An 18,291-nucleotide genomic window follows, 5' to 3' on the forward strand; every position below is an offset into this window, starting at 1 on the left:
GTCAATAATTTGAAGAATGAATGTCTACGTTTGAATTCTCAGGTCCCTTTCGGATGGCTTTCAGCATGATGCCCACCTCAGCCACCAGCAGGACGGTAAAGAGGAACAGGAAGAGGAAGAAGGTGGTCTGCACCGAACCCACCTCCAGCTTCGAGATGGCCGCGCCCACGGGCAGCATGTCCTGGATGGTCCACGGCTGGCGTCCGCACTCGGCCACCACCCAACCTGCCTGTCCGGCCAGATATCCCAGCGGCACACTGAGCATGGCCACCATCTGCAACCAGCGCAGGCGGCTCAGGTCTTTCCTGAAGACCACGAACAGCACCACGAGGAAGAACAGGATGAAGTATCCGCCCAACATCACCATCACGCGGAACATGTAGAAGGTGAGCGGCACGTTGGGCACCAGCTCGTGCACGTCTTTGATATATCCGTAGCCGAAGTATGGCATATTCTCCTTCAGCTCGACGGAAGCGACCTCGGCCGCCGCATCGTCACCCTGGGCACGCGCCTCCCGATAGGCGGCAAAGGCCCCGATGGCCTTGCGTCCGCGCTCCATCTTCTCTGTGGCCGATAGGGCTGTCGTGCCGTCTTTCAGCTCGTAGCCACCCTCCAGCAGGTCGTTGATACCTGGTACAAAGGCATCGGCCTTGCGCTCGGCCAGCAACGAGAGCATCTTGGGAATCTCCATGCGGAAGAGGAAAGGCTCCACGCCGTCGCCGGCCTTCTGCTTGGCAGGGTTCAGCACGCCGAAGGCCACCAGGCCGGCTCCCTCCTGCCCTTCGTAATAACCCTCCATGGCGGCTAGCTTCATCGGCTGGTGCTGGGCCACCTGGTAGCCCGACCCGTCGCCCGTCCAGGCGGCCATCAGTGCCGCAAACAGGCCTACAGACGCACCCACCTTGATGCTGCTCAGGGCAAAGCGGCGCTCGCGCTTCTTCCACAGATACCAGCAGCTGACGCCTACCACAAACAAGGCTCCCAGCACCCAACCTGAAAGAACGGTGTGGAAGAACTTGTTGACGGCCATCGGCGAAGTGGCTACGGCCCAGAAGTCCACCATCTCGTTGCGGGCCGTATCAGGGTTGAACTCCATCCCCACAGGGTATTGCATCCACGCATTGGCCACCAGTATCCACCAGGCCGAGATGGTGGCGCCCAGGCCCGTCAGCCACGTGGAGGCCAGGTGGAAGCCGCGGCTCACCTTCTGCCAGCCGAAGAACATCACGGCAATGAACGTCGCCTCCATGAAGAAGGCCACAATACCCTCGATGGCCAGCGGCGCTCCGAAGATGTCGCCCACAAACCAGCTGTAGTTGCTCCAGTTGGTGCCGAACTCAAACTCCAGAATAAGCCCCGTAGCCACGCCAATGGCGAAGTTGATGCCAAAAAGTTTCATCCAGAAGCGGGCGGTCCGTTTCCAGAAGGGGTCGCCCGTCCGATAATAGAAGGTCTCCATAAGGCCCATGACCACGGCCAGCCCCAAGGTCAGCGGCACAAAAATCCAATGGTAGATGGCGGTCAGCGCAAATTGTGCCCTCGACCAGTCGATCAGCGAAGAATCAATGTGTTCAATCATAAATCAAATATTAATAGTAAGGGAATAATGTTCTGTACACAACAAAGCAATCTACCTCGAAGGCATCCGCTCAATCAGTTCACGGCTCACGTACCCGTTCTTCTCTCCGCCGTCGGCCGCCTGTTTCAGGAAGTCGGGGAAGAAGAACAGCCTAAGGATGAAAAACATAACAAAAAGCTTGATGAGGATAATCAGCCACAACGTCCGCCCCAGCTTCATGCCGCGGAAGCCGTCGCGATAGAATTGCCAGATGTTCAGGAAAAGATGTTTCATAATCCAAGGTCATAGAAATACAAAGATAGCACAAACCCTGAGAAATGCAAAAGAAAGCTTTCCCAAAAATGAATTATCCTGGCCTTCGAAGACAAGAGTACAACCACAGCAGCAACAAGTCTCCTTCATTGATTGTATAAGATGGCATCTTGAGCAGCATGAGATGGCATCTTGTGCAGCATGAGATGGCATCTTGTGCAACATAAGATGGCATCTTGTGCAACATAAGACAGCATCTTGTGTCATCAAAGATAGAAACATCTGCCACGCGTGTTGCTTCAGACCGACAAGAACCCTGCTTCCGGCCGCATAATCTGCGCTTCACCCCGTCCCAAGCACCATTCTGATTGGTCGGCAAAATCTGCCGGATAAGCGTTGTCTGTACGGCCAACGTCCATCTTTTTTCCACATCCGACGAAAGCCCCGTACTTTTGTCACAGAAAAAAGAAGAGAGAACAGATTGATTTGACAGAAAACGATAACTCCAAATTCTCAAGCGATATGACAAATCTAAGAACATTCACCCTGACGGCTCTCTGCCTGGCAGGCATCACCTGCGCAGAAGCACAGACCGCCGAGACAACGCCAAGCGCACAGGCCGACACCACCGCTGCCGCCCGCCTGCCCCAGCAATGGAACTTGCAGACGTGCATCGACTATGCCTTGCAGAACAACATCACCATCCGCCGCAACCGCATCAGCGCACAAAGCACGCAGGAGGATGTGAAGACGGCCAAGGCCGACCTCTTTCCCTCGCTCAACGCCAGCGTGAGCCAGCGCGTCGTAAACCGCCCCAATACCACCAACGGTACCATCATCAGCGGCGACAACATCACCACCAGCCAGAGCAAGACATCCTATAACGGAAGCTATGGCATCGACGCCAACTGGACCCTCTACAACGGCGGCAAGCGGCTGAACACCATCAAGCAGCAACAGCTGAACCAGCGCATCGCCGACCTGGCCGTGGCCGAAAGCGAGAACTCCATCGAAGAGAGCATCATGCAGGTCTACGTACAGATACTCTACGCCGCCGAAGCGGTCAAGATAAACGAAGCGACCCTCGAAGTGAGCCAGGCCCAGTACGAACGCGGCAAGCAGCTCTTCGAAGCCGGAAGCATCGCCCAGAGCGACCTGGCCCAGCTCGACGCACAGGTGAGCAGCGACAACTATCAGCTGGTCACCTCGCAGGCCACCCTGCAGGACTACAAGCTCCAGCTGAAGCAACTCCTCGAACTGGACGGAAGCGAAGAAATGAACCTCGACATGACGATGCCCGACGACGCCCAGGTGCTCACTCCCCTGCCCAACAAAGTGGACGTCTACCGCACGGCCCTGCTGATGCGCCCTGAAATCGAGTCGGACAAACTCGATGTCGAAGCTTCCGACCTCAACATCAAGATAGCCCGCTCGGGCTACCTGCCCACCATCAGCCTGAGCGCAGGTATCGGAAGCACCAATGCCAACGGCAACGACTTCACCTTTACCGAACAGATCAAGCAGAACTGGAACAACTCGCTGGGCCTCACCCTGAGCATCCCCCTCTACGACAAACGGCAGACCAAGTCGTCCGTCAACAAGGCCAAGCTCCAGAAGCAGACCAGCGAACTGGACCTGCTCGACAAGCAGAAGACGCTCTACAAGACCATCGAGAACCTGTGGCTCGACGCCAACAGCGCCCAGCAGCAATACGTGGCCGCCAGCAAGAAGCTGGAGAGCACACAGACCAGCTACGACCTCGTCAGCGAACAGTTCAACCTCGGCATGAAGAATACCGTCGAACTGCTCACCGAAAAGAACAACCTGCTCAGCGCCCAGCAGGAAATGCTTCAGGCCAAGTATATGGCACTGCTCAACGCCGGCCTGCTCCAGTTCTACCAGGGCGAAACGTTCGAACTCTAACCAGCATAGAAACAATCAAAGCATAACAATTATAGCATATGAACAAGAAGAAAATCATCACCCTCACGGCAGGCGTCATCATCGTGGCCGGAGCAGCCGTCTGGCTGCTTGGAGGAAGCAACCGCAAGCAGCAGGTTACGTATGAGATGGTCAAGGTAGGTCCGGCGGACATTTCGAACTTCGTCACCGCCACAGGTACCATCGAACCTGTTACGGAAGTCGAAGTAGGTACGCAGGTCAGCGGCATCATCGACAAGATTTATGTAGACTACAACACCATCGTCAAGGAAGGGCAGCTCATCGCCCTGATGGACAAGGTGACACTGGAAAGCGAACTGGCCTCGTCGCAGGCTACCTACGACGGCGCCAAAGCCGAATACGAGTATCAGCTGAAGAACTACGAGCGCAACAAGGGGCTGAAGGCCAAGAACCTCATCAGCGACACCGACTACGAGCAGTCCGAATACAACTACCTGAAGGCCAAGAGTACCTTCGACAGCAGCAAGGCCGCCCTGGCCAAGGCCGAACGCAACCTGTCGTACGCCACCATCACCTCGCCCATCGACGGCGTGGTCATCAGCAAGGATGTGGAAGAAGGACAGACCGTGGCTTCGGGCTTCGAGACACCGACCCTCTTCACCATTGCCGCCGACCTGACGCAGATGCAGGTAGTGGCCGACGTGGATGAAGCCGATATAGGCGGCGTAGAACTGGGCCAGCGTGTGGAGTTCACCGTAGACGCCTATCCCAACGACACCTTCCAGGGCGAAGTGACCCAGATCCGTCTGGGTGAAGCCTCCTCATCGACCAGCACCACCAGCAGTACGACGGTGGTTACCTACGAGGTAGTCATCTCGGCTCCCAACCCCGACCTCAAGCTGAAACCGCGTCTGACGGCCAACATCACCATCTATACGCTGGACAAGCGTGGTGTGAACAGCGTACCTGCCGCCGCCCTGCGTTTCACCCCGGCCCGTCCCATCGTAGGCGATGATGCCGTCATCAACGACTGCGAAGGCGAACACAAGCTGTGGACCAAGCAAGGCAATGTCTTCACGGCCCATCCCGTCAGCACAGGCATCAGCAACGGAAGCTACACTGAAATAACAGGCGGCATCGAAGCCGGTACGGAAGTCATCTGCGAGGCCAACATCACCCGCGGCACCCAACCCGAAGCCGAACTCGAAACCGGCGAACGCAGCCCCTTCATGCCTGGCCCTCCGGGTAACGACAAGAAGAAAAGCAACAGTAACGGCAAACAATAAGAATAAACAGCCATGAACAAAGTTGTCATCGAACTACAAAACATCAAACGCAACTTCCAGGTGGGCGACGAAACGGTACACGCGCTGCGTGGCGTTTCGTTCACCATCCGCGAAGGCGAGTTTGTCACCATCATGGGAACGTCGGGCTCGGGCAAGTCCACCCTGCTCAACACGCTGGGCTGCCTCGACACCCCCACCAGCGGCGAGTACTTGCTGGACGGCATCTCCGTGCGGACCATGTCCAAACCTCAGCGAGCCATCCTGCGCAACCGCAAGATAGGCTTCGTCTTCCAGAACTACAATCTTCTGCCGAAGACTACCGCTGTCGAGAACGTGGAATTGCCGCTGATGTACAACCCCTCCGTCTCGGCCGCCGAACGCCGCCGCAGGGCCATCGACGCCCTGATAGCTGTGGGCTTGGGCGACCGTCTGGAGCACAAGTCCAACCAGATGTCCGGCGGACAGATGCAGCGTGTGGCCATCGCCCGCGCACTGGTCAACAACCCCGCCGTCATACTGGCCGACGAAGCGACAGGAAACCTCGATACGCGCACTTCGTTCGAGATTCTGGTCCTCTTCCAGAAGCTCCACGCCGAGGGACGCACCATCATCTTCGTCACCCACAACCCCGAAATAGCCCAATACAGCAGCCGCAACATCACCCTGCGCGACGGGCAGGTAAAGGACGACCGTGTGAACCCTCACATTCTGAATGCAGCCGAAGCGCTGGCCGCCCTCCCCGTGCCCGAGGAGGACTAAAGAAGGGAGGGGAATTTAACAGACCGTTAAGCGCCCGTTTAACGGACCATTAAATGCAACCGCAGAATTCCACCACTGAAAAGTGATGGAAGAAACAGAAAAAACAACCCTTATGAACGGAACAAACTTATTCAAAATAGCCCTGCGCGCCCTTGCCAACAACAAGTTGCGCGCCTTCCTCACCATGCTGGGTATCATCATCGGTGTGGCCTCCGTCATCACGATGCTGGCCATCGGCCAGGGCTCGAAAAAGAGCATCCAGGCACAAATCTCCGAAATGGGCTCCAACATGATCATGATACATCCGGGAGGCGAACGACGGGGCGGTGTGCGGATGGATCCCAGCGAAATGCAGACCCTGAAGCTGTCCGACTATGAATCGTTGCGCAACGAGACGACCTTTCTCTCGGCCATCAGCCCCAACGTGTCGAGCAGCGGCCAGCTCATTGCCGGCAACAACAACTACCCCTCTTCTGTCAGCGGCGTAGGCACGGAGTATCTGGAGATACGCCAGCTTACGGTCGAAGAGGGCGAGATGTTTACTGAAGCCGACATCCAGGTGTCTGCCAAGGTTTGTGTCATCGGAAAGACCATCGTAGACAACCTCTTCCCCGACGGTACCGACCCCATCGGACGCATCATCCGCTTCAACCAGGTACCCCTGCGCGTGGTAGGTGTCCTCAAGAGCAAAGGCTACAACTCCATGGGCATGGACCAGGACGACGTCGTACTGGCTCCCTACACCACCGTGATGAAGCGACTGCTGGCCCAAACCTATCTGGAAGGCATCTTTGCTTCGGCCCTCTCGGAAGACATGACCGACTATGCCACCGAAGAGGTCAGCACCATCCTGCGACGCAACCACAAGTTGCGCGATACGGACGACGATGACTTCACCATCCGCAGCCAGCAGGAGTTGAGCTCCATGCTCAACACCACCACCGACCTGATGACCACGCTGTTGGCCTGCATCGCAGGCATCTCGCTCGTCGTGGGCGGCATCGGAATCATGAACATCATGTACGTCTCCGTCACCGAGCGTACCCGCGAAATCGGTCTGCGCATGTCTGTCGGCGCCCGAGGTATTGATATTCTGTCGCAATTCCTCATCGAAGCCATCCTCATCAGTATCACGGGTGGTATCATCGGCGTGCTCATCGGATGCGGAGCTTCGTTCATCGTCAAGAACGTGGCCCACTGGCCCATCTTCATCCAGCCCTGGAGCGTCATCCTCTCGTTCGCCGTCTGCACCGTCACCGGCGTATTCTTCGGATGGTATCCTGCCAAGAAGGCTGCATGTCTCGACCCGATTGAAGCTATTCGTTACGAATAACTCCCTCTTTCAGGCGTGGATGATACGGATGCTCACGATAAAGGAGAAACTTTACCTGTGAGAGTCCGTATCATTCATGCTTTCAAATAATTCTTCATTCTTTATTATTAATTCTTCATTTAATCTTATCTTTGTCCCACTATGATGAAACGAAACTTGTCACAACGTCCTTATCTTGTCGAAGTCCTGACCCACATCATTGGTTGGGGTATTGTCTTCGGCTTTCCGTTCCTCATGATGAGCCGGAGCGGATTCAATATCACGTGGCCTGAATACTTGCGCCACGGCTGCATTGTCCCCCTTTCATTTCTCATCATTTTCTACTTGAACTACTGCCTTCTCATTCCCTGCTACTTGTTCAAGAGCCATATCAAGACCTATCTCGTACTGAATGCTCTCTGCATCCTTCTCATTGCAACCGGTTCGCATTTCTGGCAAGAATTCATTTTCGTACATCCTGATTCAATCCGCCCCATAAAACGTCTTGACGGACCTCCCAAATGGATTTTTTTCCTTCGAGACATATTCTCCATGGTACTCACTGTGGGGCTCAGTGCTGCCATCCGCATGAGCCGCCGCTGGGCAGCCAACGAGGCCGCACGCCGCGAGGCCGAACAACAGCGCACGGAAGCCGAACTCAAGAACTTGCGTAGCCAGCTCAACCCCCACTTCCTGCTCAACACCCTGAACAACATCTATGCTCTCATTGCCTTCGATGCAGACAAGGCACAACAGGCCGTACAGGAACTGAGCCGCCTGCTTCGCCACGTTCTCTACGACAATCAGCAAAACGTAGTGCCGCTCAACAAAGAAATGGACTTTATCCGCAACTACATAGCCCTGATGCGCATCCGCCTGGCGTCCAACGTTACAGTGGAGACCCACTTCGACATCAGCCCTGAAAACCGTACCGAAATTGCCCCGCTCATCTTTATCTCCCTCATCGAAAATGCGTTCAAGCATGGCATTTCGCCCACAGAACCCAGCTACATCCGAATACGTTTCAGCCAAGCAGACAATTGTGTCAGTTGTGAAATAACCAACAGCTACCATCCCAAATCTCAGGGTGACAAGAGCGGTAGCGGCATCGGTCTGGAACAAGTGCGCCGCCGTCTCGAGCTCTCCTACCCCCATCGATATACCTGGCACCAGGGAGTGGATGAAACGGGAAAAGAATATTATTCCAAACTTACAATAGAATGCTATCCCACTGAAGAATTAAAAAACGAATAAAGCTATGAAACTGAAATGTGCTATTGTAGACGACGAACCACTTGCTCTCGGCCTGCTCGAGAGCTATGTGGAAAAAACGCCCTTCCTCGAACTGACAGGAAAATACTCCAGTGCGGTACAGGCAATGAAAGAACTGCCTGAAAAGCAAACCGACCTGCTCTTCCTCGACATCCAAATGCCGGAGCTCAACGGACTTGAGTTCTCCAAAATGGTAGATTCGCACACTCGTATCATCTTCACTACCGCTTTCGAGCAGTATGCGATAGACGGATACAAAGTCAACGCCCTTGACTATCTGCTCAAACCCATTTCCTACACCGACTTCCTACAGGCTGCCAACAAGGCTGTCCACTGGTTCGAACTCCTCAACCAGCCCCACGAAGAAATCACTTCCATTTTTGTCAAAAGCGACTATAAACTGGTACAGATAGAACTGGACAATATCCTCTACGTGGAAGGCCTGAAAGACTACGTCAAGATATACGAGGAAGGCAGCCAGCGTCCCATACTCTCACTCATGAGCATGAAAGCTATGGAAGAGTTGTTGCCTGCATCCCGATTTATGCGCGTTCACCGTTCGTATATCGTACAAAAAAGCAAGATACGCATCATCGACCGCGGACGCATCATTTTTGGGAAAACCAGCATCCCTGTCAGCGAAAGTTACAAGGCCGCATTTCAGGAATATCTTGACCGAAGGAGTTGAATCGTCCACTATATCAACTTTTTAGGCTATACATTTGGATGTTCTACAAAAACATCGTATCTTTGATGCCGAATAAATAACGGAGTTGTGAAACTCTTCAATAGAATAGTTTAGTTAAGTCTAGTTTAGTTTTTGTTGGGCACTTCCACGTTAAGCGAACGCAGGGGGTGCCCATTTTTATTCAATCCACATTGCCATAAATTGCTCCCCTATAGAAAGGTCTATAAAAAGAAAGCGGATAGCAATTTCCGCAAAGGATATCGCCATCCGCTTTTAAGGGAGACCTAAGAACTAATTATCCACCGAAGTTGTCATACATAATGCTGGACGACTCAACACCCAGGCTATCAAGCATATTAACAACAGCCTTAGACATCGGTCCAGGACCACACATGTAGTATTCAATATCTTCAGGAGCTTCATGATCCTTCAGATAAGTATCGTACATTACTGTATGAACAAAGCCCGGAGTATACTTCACACCCGCTGCATCGGCTGCCGGATCAGGACGGTCCAAAGCCAAATGGAAATGGAAGTTGGGGAATTCTTTCTCCAATCCGAGGAAGTCATCCAAATAGAATACTTCATTCAATGCACGGGCACCATAGAAATAGTGCATTTCACGATCACGAGTATTCAACGTCTTGGTCATATGCATAATCTGCGCACGAAGCGGAGCCATACCGGCACCACCACCTACCCAAATCATTTCTTTCTTAGAGTCGAAGTGAGGATGGAAGTCACCATAAGGACCGCTCATCGTCACCTTATCACCCGGCTTCAGCGTGAAGATATAAGAAGAGGCTATACCAGGATTTACATCCATGAAACCGCTACGATCGGGCTTGAACGGAGGAGTAGCAATACGAACTGTCAGCATAAATACGTCACCCTCAGCCGGATAGTTGGCCATGGAGTAAGCACGGACAGTAGGTTCTGGATTGACGCACTTCAACGGGAAAAGGCCAAACTTCTGCCAAGCAGGCAAATACTCATCACCGATAAGACTCTTATCAATGTCCTTGTCATAATCCATTGTAAAAGCAGGAATCTTAATCTGTGCGTAAGAACCCGGCAGGAAGTCCATATGGGCACCGGCAGGAAGCTGTACTTTGAACTCCTTGATGAAGGTAGCCACATTCTTGTTGGAGATAACGGTACATTCATATTCCTTCACACCCAATACACTTTCGGGCACCTTGATAGACATATCTCCTTTCACCTTCACCTGGCAGCCCAAACGCCAATGATCTTTCTGCTGCTTGCGGCTGAAGTGGGGAATCTCAGAAGGCAGAATTTCACCACCACCTTCTACTACCTGACATTTGCACTGACCGCAAGAACCTTTACCACCGCAAGCGGAAGAAAGATAAACGCCGTTAACGGCCAGCGTATTCAGCAACGTACTACCCGATGCTACATCCAGCACCTTGTCGCCATTCATTGTAAGCTTAACATTACCTGAAGGAACCAAAAATTTCTTGGCTACCAACAGAATCACCACAAGCAGAAGAACCACTACGAGGAATACTCCAATGCTTGCCAATATCATATTCATATCCATTGTCTTATTCCTTTCTTTATTAGATGTTCAAACCTGAGAAACACATAAATGCAATAGCCATCAGACCTACCGTGATGAATGTAATACCCAAACCTTTGAGAGGAGCAGGTACATCAGAATAAGCCATTTTCTCGCGGATAGCAGCCAGGCCGACAATTGCCAGCATCCAACCAATACCGGAACCTAAAGCGTATGAAATAGCATCGCCCACTCCACCAATATACTTCGGATCACTCATGCCAAGATTAATGCGCTGCTGCATGAAAAGTGAAGCACCCATGATGGCGCAGTTCACGGCAATCAGCGGCAAGAATATACCCAAAGAAGCATAAAGCGAAGGGCTGAAACGTTCTACAATCATTTCTACCAACTGAACGATGGCAGCAATGACGGCAATGAAAAGAATAAAGCTAAGGAAACTGAGGTCTACACCTTCAATGATAGCATTCGGACCCAGTACCTTGGTCTGCAACAAATAGTTGACCGGAAGGGTAACCACCAACACAAAAGTTACGGCGATACCCAAGCCAACGGAAGTCTTCACAGTCTTCGAAACGGCCAGATAAGAACACATGCCGAGGAAGAAAGCGAATATCATGTTATCCACAAAAATGGAGCGGACTAACAAAGTAAAAAAATGTTCCATAATCATTATTTAATTGATAATTGATAATTGACAATTGATAATTTCATTATCATTATCTCCTATCCATTATCCATTCTCCATTAATACTTATTTATCTTGTAACTCTTTGTGACGGGCACGTTGATACCAAATGATACAAGCCACGATGATCAACGCCATAGGAGGCATCAACATCAGACCGTTGTTCTGATATCCCAACTGTTTCAGAGGTTCGTAGTTGAGAATATTGAAACCCAATAACGTACCTGAACCCAACAACTCACGGAAGAAAGCCACGATAATCAAAATCTTGGCATAACCCAAACCATTGCCTACACCGTCAAGGAAAGACTCCCACGGACCAGCCTGCATGGCAAAAGCTTCCAGACGTCCCATCAGGATACAGTTCGTAATAATCAAACCTACGTATACCGAAAGCTGTACACTTACATCATAGGCAAACGCTTTCAGAATTTCACTCACAACGGTTACCAGCGCAGCTACAACAACCAACTGTACGATGATACGGATACGGTTGGGGATGGTCTTACGCAACAATGAAATTACTACATTGGAGAATGCCGTAATAACCGTCACGGAAAGTCCCATCACAATGGCCGGTTCCAACTTGGCCGTAACGGCCAATGCCGAACAGATACCCAACACCTGTACGGTAACAGGGTTGTTCATTCCCAATGGAGTAGAGAATATTTCTTTATTCTGCTTTGAAAATAACTGTCCCATATTCTTTTATTCCTCCACATTATTGGTTAAAAAACTCTTGTAATTACCCAAACAACCCTTGATCATGGCGTCTACAGCCAGAGAAGTGATTGTACCACCAGAAATACCATCAACCTGATAGTCGGCATTCTCAATCTTACCATTCTTCACTACCCCAAGAGCAATTTCGCCATTTTCCAAAGTTTTCTTGTTCAAGAATTCACTTTGGAAGTGATCAGTAGCAATTTCAGCACCCAGGCCCGGAGTTTCGCTGGCGTGCGAAAAATAAGTACCATATACGGTATTCTTATCCTCGTTCAGGGCAATATATCCCCAAATAGCTCCCCAAAGACCGGTCCCATAAACAGGGAATACATACTTTTTGGCACCGTCCACCTCACAAACAAACACGTGCAGACGATTGTTTTCCTTCACTTCCTTTTCATAACCGGTAGCAAATGCACCCGTATTTTCAGTCAGTGTACCGTCAGCGTTCATCAGCATGTCGGCCTTTACATATTTATTATATTCTGCATCGGCATCTTCTACGTTACGGACATTAAGGGCAGCCAATATCTGCTTTTTCGTGTCCAACTCTACGTTCTTGTTCTGCGTCTCCTTCAAGGAAGAACTGACAAATGCCAGCAAGAATGCCACGATAACAACCATTACCGAAGCATAAATGATAGTATAACTGTTACTATTAGTATTCATTTTCATTCGGTATTTCAATTGTTAGACTTGATTGCACGTTTTTCGCGACGGCTGATATTGCTCTGTACAACACAATAGTCGATAAGCGGAGCAAAAATATTCATCAGCAAGATGGCAAGCATCATACCTTCAGGATAACCAGGATTGAGAACACGGATAATGATAGCCATTACACCAATCAGGAAACCAAAGATATATTTACCAGTTTCTGTACGGGCCGAAGTAACAGGGTCGGTAGCCATAAACACGGCGCCGAAACAGAAGCCACCAAGCACGAGATGTTCATACCAAGGCATTTTGGCCATTGCTGTATCAGGACCGAACTCATTGAATACCCATGCCATGAAAGCACCGCCTACAAATACAGAAAACATTGTTTTCCAGCTGGCAATACCTGTCCATAACAATATTACAGCACCGATACCGATGGCTATGACACTTGTTTCACCAATTGAACCAGGAATAAGTCCGGTTACCATATCCCAAGAGAAAGGCATATAACCATCAGCTGTAGGAGCAACAGAAGCTACGCCCAATGCAGTAGCACCCGAGAAACCATCTACAAACTTGTCGCCACCCAAACCGAAAATACTGTCACCGGATACCCAAACAGAATCACCAGACATTTTGGTAGGATATGCAAAGAACAAGAAAGCACGTGTGATAAGAGCCACGTTGAATACGTTCATACCCGTACCACCAAATACTTCTTTGGCAAAAATTACAGAGAATGCAGTGGCAACGGCCAACATCCACAACGGACAGTCAACCGGCACAATCATCGGAATAAGAATACCCGAAACCAGGAAGCCCTCCTGAATCTCTTCATTCTTCCACTGGGCTACGACAAACTCAATGCCCAGACCTACTACATATGATACTATGATTTTAGGCAACACTGCCAAAAAACCATAAGCAAACATTTCGATGAAACTACCAGTAACGCCAGTAGCATGGAAATGTTGATAACCCACATTATACATACCGAACAACAATGCCGGTATCAGCGCAATGACAACCATCGACATAATGCGTTTGCTGTCAATGGCATCATGAATATGCGTTCCCGATTTCGAAGTGGTGTTAGGCACGAACAAGAATGTTTCAAAGCCATCGAACACCGAACGAAACGCGTGGAATTTACCGCCCTCTTCAAAGTTCGGCTTTATCTTGTCGAGATAATTTCTTAACGCTTTCATCTAATTAATTTATCAATTTAGCAATTTACAACTTTCTTAATTATGCCATTTCAGCACGAAGCATATCAAGTCCTGCACGTACGATACGCTGAACTTCTACCTTTGAGGAACAAACAAATTCGCACAAGGCAAAGTCTTCGGGAGCCACTTCATAGATACCCAACGCTTCCATACGGTCAATGTCACCGGCAATAATTGCCTTCACCAGATATTCCGGATAAATATCCATCGGGAAAACACGATCATATTCATTGGACATAATCATGTGGCGTTCACCACCCTTGATGCGGGCATCGAATACATACTCCTTCTTACCCATCAACCAGCTGAAATAAGAGTGACTCACACTGAACTGATTGAAACGCGGCATAATCCATCCCAACATCTCATGATTTTCGCTTCCTTCAGGAATAACAGTCAGTTGGTTATGGAAAGCTCCCAAAAATCCATTGGGAGATACTTGTTTGCCAGTCAACACATTTCCACTGATATAACGCAACGTCTTGTCGGTCGTCACATTACCTTGGAACACATGGGTCAGCAAGGCACCCACTTTCAGTTTGCAATAAGCCGGTTTCTTGAATTCACTACCTGTAACAGCCACCGTACGAGTCAAATCCACCCGTCCCGTATTCATCAGACGGCCAATGAACAGCACAGCCTCGGCAGCAAGTGTCCATACCGTTTCACCCTTGGAAATGGGGGCAATGTGATTAATCTGTACACCCACATTACCAGCCGGATGCGGGCCATCGAAAGCTGTTATGGTCACATTCTTGGCTTGTGTCAAAGCAGCAGCCTTCTGTTTCACACTGATGTTGAGATAAGTTTTGGCCAATTTAGCCAACGCATCGAGACCTGTCTGGAAATTGGCCTCCTCCCCTTTCAGGGCGAATTCAAAATCAGGTGCCAACGGGTTGCTGTCAAAAGCAGATACAAAAATTGCTTTCGGCTCCACCGTAGGATCTGCGACAACATCGTAGGGACGCTGGCGGATGAAAGCAAACATACCGGCATTGAGCAACGCCTCCTTGATTTGCTGGGCGTTCATCTTGGACGGATCCATTTTGCCGAATTCTTCATAATCCTGCTCGGTGGCAGCCTCAACGACAATGTTCATCACCTTTCGGCGTGCACCTCGTTCAACGCTTGTCACTACACCACTCACGGGTGACACAATTTTCAGTTCAGGATGGTTCTTGTCGATAAACAAGGGTCCTCCGGCCATTACATATTCCTGTTCTTTGACTACCACTTTGGGAGTTATTCCTGTAAAATCATCGGGAACAAGCGAATAAAATCCCGGCTCTTTCACAGAAAAGAACTCTTCCGCAGCTTTGCCTTTCAGGTTAATGTCAAGGCCTTTGCGTAATTTAATTACATTTGCCATGTGTTGATTTAAAATAATGGTTTCATTAATTTGCCGCAAAATTAGTAAAAAAGAATGTGATAACGGAGGAAAAACAAGAGGAAATACGGAGAATTTTCCGTAATAGGCTCCGTTAACGGACACAATCTCCTTCTATAGCTTCCAAAACGGCTTTACAAACACTAAAAAAGGAGGCTCATATAAACCTCCTTTTACTCTCTCTTCATTTTATAAACTATTTCTCCTCAGCAAACATCGGATCCCATGCCGGCAAGCGGATTGGTTTCTGTTTGAGGAGCTCCTTCACTTTTTCAGACACGTACTTGGTTTCGACTACCAGGCGGAACATGTATTCATCAAACCAACGATCAGTCATTATGAGATGCCCCTGATATCCCGACTGAGCGCCCCAACTATTCTCCACCATCCATTTCACAGGCTTCCCATCCTTGTCCAAATCGACTGCCATCAACGTCATAGCGTGACTGGAACCGCTTGAATATGTCTGGATACGCTGTTTTTTGTCCATACCAAAAGTAGTCCCCATCAGAGACTCATAATCATAGTTATTTACATCAAGCAAACCACGTTTGGAATCAAGGAACTTACCTACATCACAGGAGAAGTACATCATCGTACTGTCTTTCAATGAAGCAATGGCCATTTCCTTAATTTCGTCTACCGGCAAATTGATATATGTCCAATTCTTTCCATCATAACGGTGACGGTCATAATCAATTTCATAACATTTATAATATTCACGACTAGGATCATTCATCAGCATCACATAATTGGACAACAGATTCTTATCCCCATACTTTTCCAAGAAAGTCATCGGCGTATGATGTTCCGTTTCTATCGGATTTCCCTGAACATCCTTACGGACAAAGTCAAATTCTGTCGGGGGTACTCCCAAATTCAACACCAGCATTCGGTAAATAGTACCCAACATTTTTGTTTTCTCTTCCAACATGACAGAACGTTTGGCGCCATTTGTCCCCAATTCACGAAGCTGAAGTCCATACTCTTTCAGTTTCAACGAAATAAGATTGGCCATTTGCGATGTATTGTTACTACTGTTGGTCTCCGGCATAGCTTCTTTAGGAACAAGTCCATATTTACCCACAATGTCAGCCACACCGGTAAATGTACCTCCGTCACTCAGCGGATGCTGGAAGAGCCATTGTACCGTTTTATCTTCTAGAGGCTTGTCACTGGTATCAATTATCCCCTGAAGAAAAAGATTCGACTTTTCCAGCTGGTCCCAAAAGAACGGATAGATTTCAGAAAATTCAAACGAAGGCAGATTGTATTTAGCCATCGCCTTGGCACGCATTACGTTCAAACCCGTAAAAAGCCAGCAACGACCGGAAGATTGTTGGTCCGTAACACCTTTCGACTTCACACGTATGGAAAAATGGGTATCCATCTCCTGCATATTCTCCTGATTGAGGGCCAGGCTCCGGATGCTGTTGTTTCCGATAGCATTACGCAGAGCCTTATCGGAAGCAGTTCCTTGATAACTTTGACGAATCTGCCCCAGCATATCCGGACTGATTCCACCCTTACTATCCTGAGCCTGTGCATTAAGCAAGATACTTCCCAGAACAAATACCGATAAAAATTGTTTCTTCATTAATGACAAACTTTTTAAATGAGCAATGTTAATAGCTACAAATATACAAGCTTTTTCTGAGATTTTTAGTACCTTTGCAACACATTTCCAACAATATGAAGAAAATAATATCTATTCTGCTTCTTTTTATATGGGTAGTGACCGATATAAAAGCCCAACAAAGGGAAGATGTAGCGTTGAATGACAGTACCCCTGCCCTCACAAAAAAAGAACTACGGAAGCTTGAAAAAGCGAACCGTAATTTTCATTATAACATCTTGGGAGGCCCAAGCTATTCGCCAGATTTTGGACTTCTGATTGGCGGAAGTGCCCTGATGACATTCAGCATGGCGCCAGAAGACACAACACTGAAACGTTCGGTCGTACCTGCCGCACTGGCATTCATGTTTGACGGAGGAATCAACATCTTCTTCAAACCCCAATTATTCTTCAAACACGACCGTTTCCGCATCTTCGGGAAGTTCAGTTACAAGAATACATTGGAGAACTACTATGATATCGGATATACCACAAACAAGAACTACATCCGAAGCGACTCTACAAGCCAGTACCGTTACAGCGGTGTACAGATCAATCCATGGTTCCTGTTCCGTTTGGGTAACAGCGACTTTTTCGCAGGACCCCAAATTGACATTAATTATGACCACTTCACCCAACCGGCCAAAGGACTGACGACCAATGAAAGCTATCTGGCAGCAGGTGGTAACGCCAACGGATACAAGAATTTCAACTCCGGATTGGGTTTCCTTCTGACATACGACAGCCGCGATGTGCCAGCCAATGCGTATAAAGGAATTTATCTGGACTTCCGTGGCATGATGTATCATAAGATTTTTGGCAGTGACAAAAATTTTTATCGACTGGAACTGGATTACCGCCAATACAAGGAAGTGGGTAACCGCAAAGTTATTGCCTGGACGGCGCAGACCAAGAATGTATTCGGGAAAAATATTCCCCTCACCCAATATTCTCTCACAGGTACCCCCTTTGATCTACGTGGATATTACCAGGGACAATATCGCGACAAATCATCGCATATCGTCATGGCAGAATACCGTCAAATGCTCAATACCGATCAGGAAACCTGGTTAAAACGCATCATCAGCCACCTGGGCTTCGTAGTATGGGGAGGATGTGGTTTTATGGGCCCCACACCTGGAAAGATAGAAGGAGTATTGCCGAATTATGGCGTAGGCCTCCGCATCGAGGTACAACCACGAATGAATGTCCGTCTGGATTTGGGCAAGAATACTGTAAACAACCAAACCCTCTTCTACTTCAACATGACCGAAGCATTCTGATTGATTATATTTTCCAATATAATTATCTACCAGAAAAAGGGGATGCCTCAAACAAGCATCCCCCATCCTGCTGTTCCTACAAACTTTTTACCACATGCACTTTTGTGCCA

General features: G+C 49.2%; 16 protein-coding genes. 7 read left to right on the forward strand and 9 right to left on the reverse strand.

The window, feature by feature from the left end; translation table 11 throughout:
- Position 1: 1 nt before the first annotated feature.
- Both RDO88_RS04810 and RDO88_RS04815 read right to left on the reverse strand, forming a co-directional pair.
- The gene (locus tag RDO88_RS04810) at positions 2-1,579 is read right to left on the reverse strand and encodes a cytochrome ubiquinol oxidase subunit I (RefSeq protein ID WP_307758295.1); all 1,578 of its coding nucleotides are present in this window, start codon (positions 1,577-1,579) and stop codon (positions 2-4) included.
- A gap of 51 nt (positions 1,580-1,630) precedes the next feature.
- The gene (locus RDO88_RS04815; protein WP_205096248.1) at positions 1,631-1,852 is read right to left on the reverse strand and encodes a DUF4492 domain-containing protein; all 222 of its coding nucleotides are present in this window, start codon (positions 1,850-1,852) and stop codon (positions 1,631-1,633) included.
- Positions 1,853-2,353: 501 nt separating this feature from the next.
- Here RDO88_RS04815 and RDO88_RS04820 point away from each other — a divergent pair.
- The 6 genes from RDO88_RS04820 (at position 2,354) to RDO88_RS04845 (ending at position 9,050) form a co-directional block, all read left to right on the forward strand.
- Positions 2,354-3,754, forward strand: a complete 1,401-nt coding sequence (locus RDO88_RS04820) for a TolC family protein (protein ID WP_307758296.1) — start codon at positions 2,354-2,356, stop codon at positions 3,752-3,754.
- A gap of 38 nt (positions 3,755-3,792) precedes the next feature.
- Positions 3,793-5,019, forward strand: coding sequence for an efflux RND transporter periplasmic adaptor subunit (locus RDO88_RS04825; protein WP_307758297.1), 1,227 nt, complete (start codon positions 3,793-3,795; stop codon positions 5,017-5,019).
- Between the two features lie 12 nt (positions 5,020-5,031).
- Entirely contained in the window at positions 5,032-5,778 is a 747-nt protein-coding gene (locus RDO88_RS04830; RefSeq protein WP_205096244.1) for an ABC transporter ATP-binding protein, read from the forward strand.
- A 112-nt stretch (positions 5,779-5,890) separates the two neighbouring features.
- On the forward strand, positions 5,891-7,111 hold the full coding sequence (locus RDO88_RS04835; protein ID WP_307758298.1) for an ABC transporter permease: 1,221 nt from the start codon (positions 5,891-5,893) through the stop codon (positions 7,109-7,111).
- Between the two features lie 144 nt (positions 7,112-7,255).
- Complete coding sequence (locus tag RDO88_RS04840) at positions 7,256-8,344, forward strand: histidine kinase (protein WP_307758348.1); 1,089 nt, start codon at positions 7,256-7,258, stop codon at positions 8,342-8,344.
- A 4-nt stretch (positions 8,345-8,348) separates the two neighbouring features.
- Positions 8,349-9,050 carry a LytTR family transcriptional regulator DNA-binding domain-containing protein gene (locus RDO88_RS04845; protein ID WP_307758299.1) on the forward strand — a complete coding sequence of 234 codons (702 nt, stop codon included), beginning with the start codon at positions 8,349-8,351 and terminating at the stop codon, positions 9,048-9,050.
- 295 nt (positions 9,051-9,345) lie between these two features.
- On the opposite strand, the gene nqrF is transcribed toward RDO88_RS04845, so the two are convergent.
- The 7 genes from nqrF to RDO88_RS04880 all read right to left on the reverse strand — a co-directional run bounded on the left by nqrF (position 9,346) and on the right by RDO88_RS04880 (position 16,880).
- The gene (gene nqrF / locus RDO88_RS04850; protein ID WP_307758300.1) at positions 9,346-10,614 is read right to left on the reverse strand and encodes an NADH:ubiquinone reductase (Na(+)-transporting) subunit F; all 1,269 of its coding nucleotides are present in this window, start codon (positions 10,612-10,614) and stop codon (positions 9,346-9,348) included.
- Between the two features lie 19 nt (positions 10,615-10,633).
- Entirely contained in the window at positions 10,634-11,260 is a 627-nt protein-coding gene (nqrE, locus tag RDO88_RS04855; protein WP_075317160.1) for an NADH:ubiquinone reductase (Na(+)-transporting) subunit E, read from the reverse strand.
- Positions 11,261-11,347: 87 nt separating this feature from the next.
- Complete coding sequence (locus tag RDO88_RS04860; RefSeq protein WP_075317161.1) at positions 11,348-11,983, reverse strand: NADH:ubiquinone reductase (Na(+)-transporting) subunit D; 636 nt, start codon at positions 11,981-11,983, stop codon at positions 11,348-11,350.
- A gap of 6 nt (positions 11,984-11,989) precedes the next feature.
- The gene (locus RDO88_RS04865) at positions 11,990-12,676 is read right to left on the reverse strand and encodes a Na(+)-translocating NADH-quinone reductase subunit C (protein WP_307758301.1); all 687 of its coding nucleotides are present in this window, start codon (positions 12,674-12,676) and stop codon (positions 11,990-11,992) included.
- A gap of 14 nt (positions 12,677-12,690) precedes the next feature.
- Positions 12,691-13,875: an NADH:ubiquinone reductase (Na(+)-transporting) subunit B gene (locus tag RDO88_RS04870; protein ID WP_307758302.1), complete on the reverse strand. Its 1,185-nt coding sequence runs from the start codon at positions 13,873-13,875 to the stop codon at positions 12,691-12,693.
- A gap of 40 nt (positions 13,876-13,915) precedes the next feature.
- The gene (locus tag RDO88_RS04875; RefSeq protein WP_307758303.1) at positions 13,916-15,265 is read right to left on the reverse strand and encodes a Na(+)-translocating NADH-quinone reductase subunit A; all 1,350 of its coding nucleotides are present in this window, start codon (positions 15,263-15,265) and stop codon (positions 13,916-13,918) included.
- Between the two features lie 214 nt (positions 15,266-15,479).
- Positions 15,480-16,880, reverse strand: a complete 1,401-nt coding sequence (locus RDO88_RS04880; RefSeq protein ID WP_307758304.1) for a C1 family peptidase — start codon at positions 16,878-16,880, stop codon at positions 15,480-15,482.
- A gap of 95 nt (positions 16,881-16,975) precedes the next feature.
- Here RDO88_RS04880 and RDO88_RS04885 point away from each other — a divergent pair, with 95 nt between their 5' ends.
- Positions 16,976-18,181: a BamA/TamA family outer membrane protein gene (locus RDO88_RS04885; protein ID WP_307758305.1), complete on the forward strand. Its 1,206-nt coding sequence runs from the start codon at positions 16,976-16,978 to the stop codon at positions 18,179-18,181.
- Positions 18,182-18,291 lie beyond the last annotated feature (110 nt).

The sequence above is a fragment of the uncultured Mediterranea sp. genome (genome assembly GCF_902493215.1).
In the GTDB taxonomy this organism is placed as follows: domain Bacteria; phylum Bacteroidota; class Bacteroidia; order Bacteroidales; family Bacteroidaceae; genus Bacteroides.

What these genes read in the sequence shown, in the direction of transcription:
- nqrF (WP_307758300.1), bottom strand. Translation starts at nt 10,614, where the DNA reads ATGGATATGAATATGATATTGGCAAGCATTGGAGTATTCCTCGTAGTG.
- RDO88_RS04815 (WP_205096248.1), bottom strand. Translation starts at nt 1,852, where the DNA reads ATGAAACATCTTTTCCTGAACATCTGGCAATTCTATCGCGACGGCTTC.
- RDO88_RS04825 (WP_307758297.1), top strand. Translation starts at nt 3,793, where the DNA reads ATGAACAAGAAGAAAATCATCACCCTCACGGCAGGCGTCATCATCGTG.
- RDO88_RS04820 (WP_307758296.1), top strand. Translation starts at nt 2,354, where the DNA reads ATGACAAATCTAAGAACATTCACCCTGACGGCTCTCTGCCTGGCAGGC.
- RDO88_RS04865 (WP_307758301.1), bottom strand. Translation starts at nt 12,676, where the DNA reads ATGAATACTAATAGTAACAGTTATACTATCATTTATGCTTCGGTAATG.
- RDO88_RS04860 (WP_075317161.1), bottom strand. Translation starts at nt 11,983, where the DNA reads ATGGGACAGTTATTTTCAAAGCAGAATAAAGAAATATTCTCTACTCCA.
- RDO88_RS04830 (WP_205096244.1), top strand. Translation starts at nt 5,032, where the DNA reads ATGAACAAAGTTGTCATCGAACTACAAAACATCAAACGCAACTTCCAG.
- RDO88_RS04875 (WP_307758303.1), bottom strand. Translation starts at nt 15,265, where the DNA reads ATGGCAAATGTAATTAAATTACGCAAAGGCCTTGACATTAACCTGAAA.
- RDO88_RS04840 (WP_307758348.1), top strand. Translation starts at nt 7,256, where the DNA reads ATGAAACGAAACTTGTCACAACGTCCTTATCTTGTCGAAGTCCTGACC.
- RDO88_RS04845 (WP_307758299.1), top strand. Translation starts at nt 8,349, where the DNA reads ATGAAACTGAAATGTGCTATTGTAGACGACGAACCACTTGCTCTCGGC.
- RDO88_RS04880 (WP_307758304.1), bottom strand. Translation starts at nt 16,880, where the DNA reads ATGAAGAAACAATTTTTATCGGTATTTGTTCTGGGAAGTATCTTGCTT.
- RDO88_RS04810 (WP_307758295.1), bottom strand. Translation starts at nt 1,579, where the DNA reads ATGATTGAACACATTGATTCTTCGCTGATCGACTGGTCGAGGGCACAA.
- nqrE (WP_075317160.1), bottom strand. Translation starts at nt 11,260, where the DNA reads ATGGAACATTTTTTTACTTTGTTAGTCCGCTCCATTTTTGTGGATAAC.
- RDO88_RS04835 (WP_307758298.1), top strand. Translation starts at nt 5,891, where the DNA reads ATGAACGGAACAAACTTATTCAAAATAGCCCTGCGCGCCCTTGCCAAC.
- RDO88_RS04870 (WP_307758302.1), bottom strand. Translation starts at nt 13,875, where the DNA reads ATGAAAGCGTTAAGAAATTATCTCGACAAGATAAAGCCGAACTTTGAA.
- RDO88_RS04885 (WP_307758305.1), top strand. Translation starts at nt 16,976, where the DNA reads ATGAAGAAAATAATATCTATTCTGCTTCTTTTTATATGGGTAGTGACC.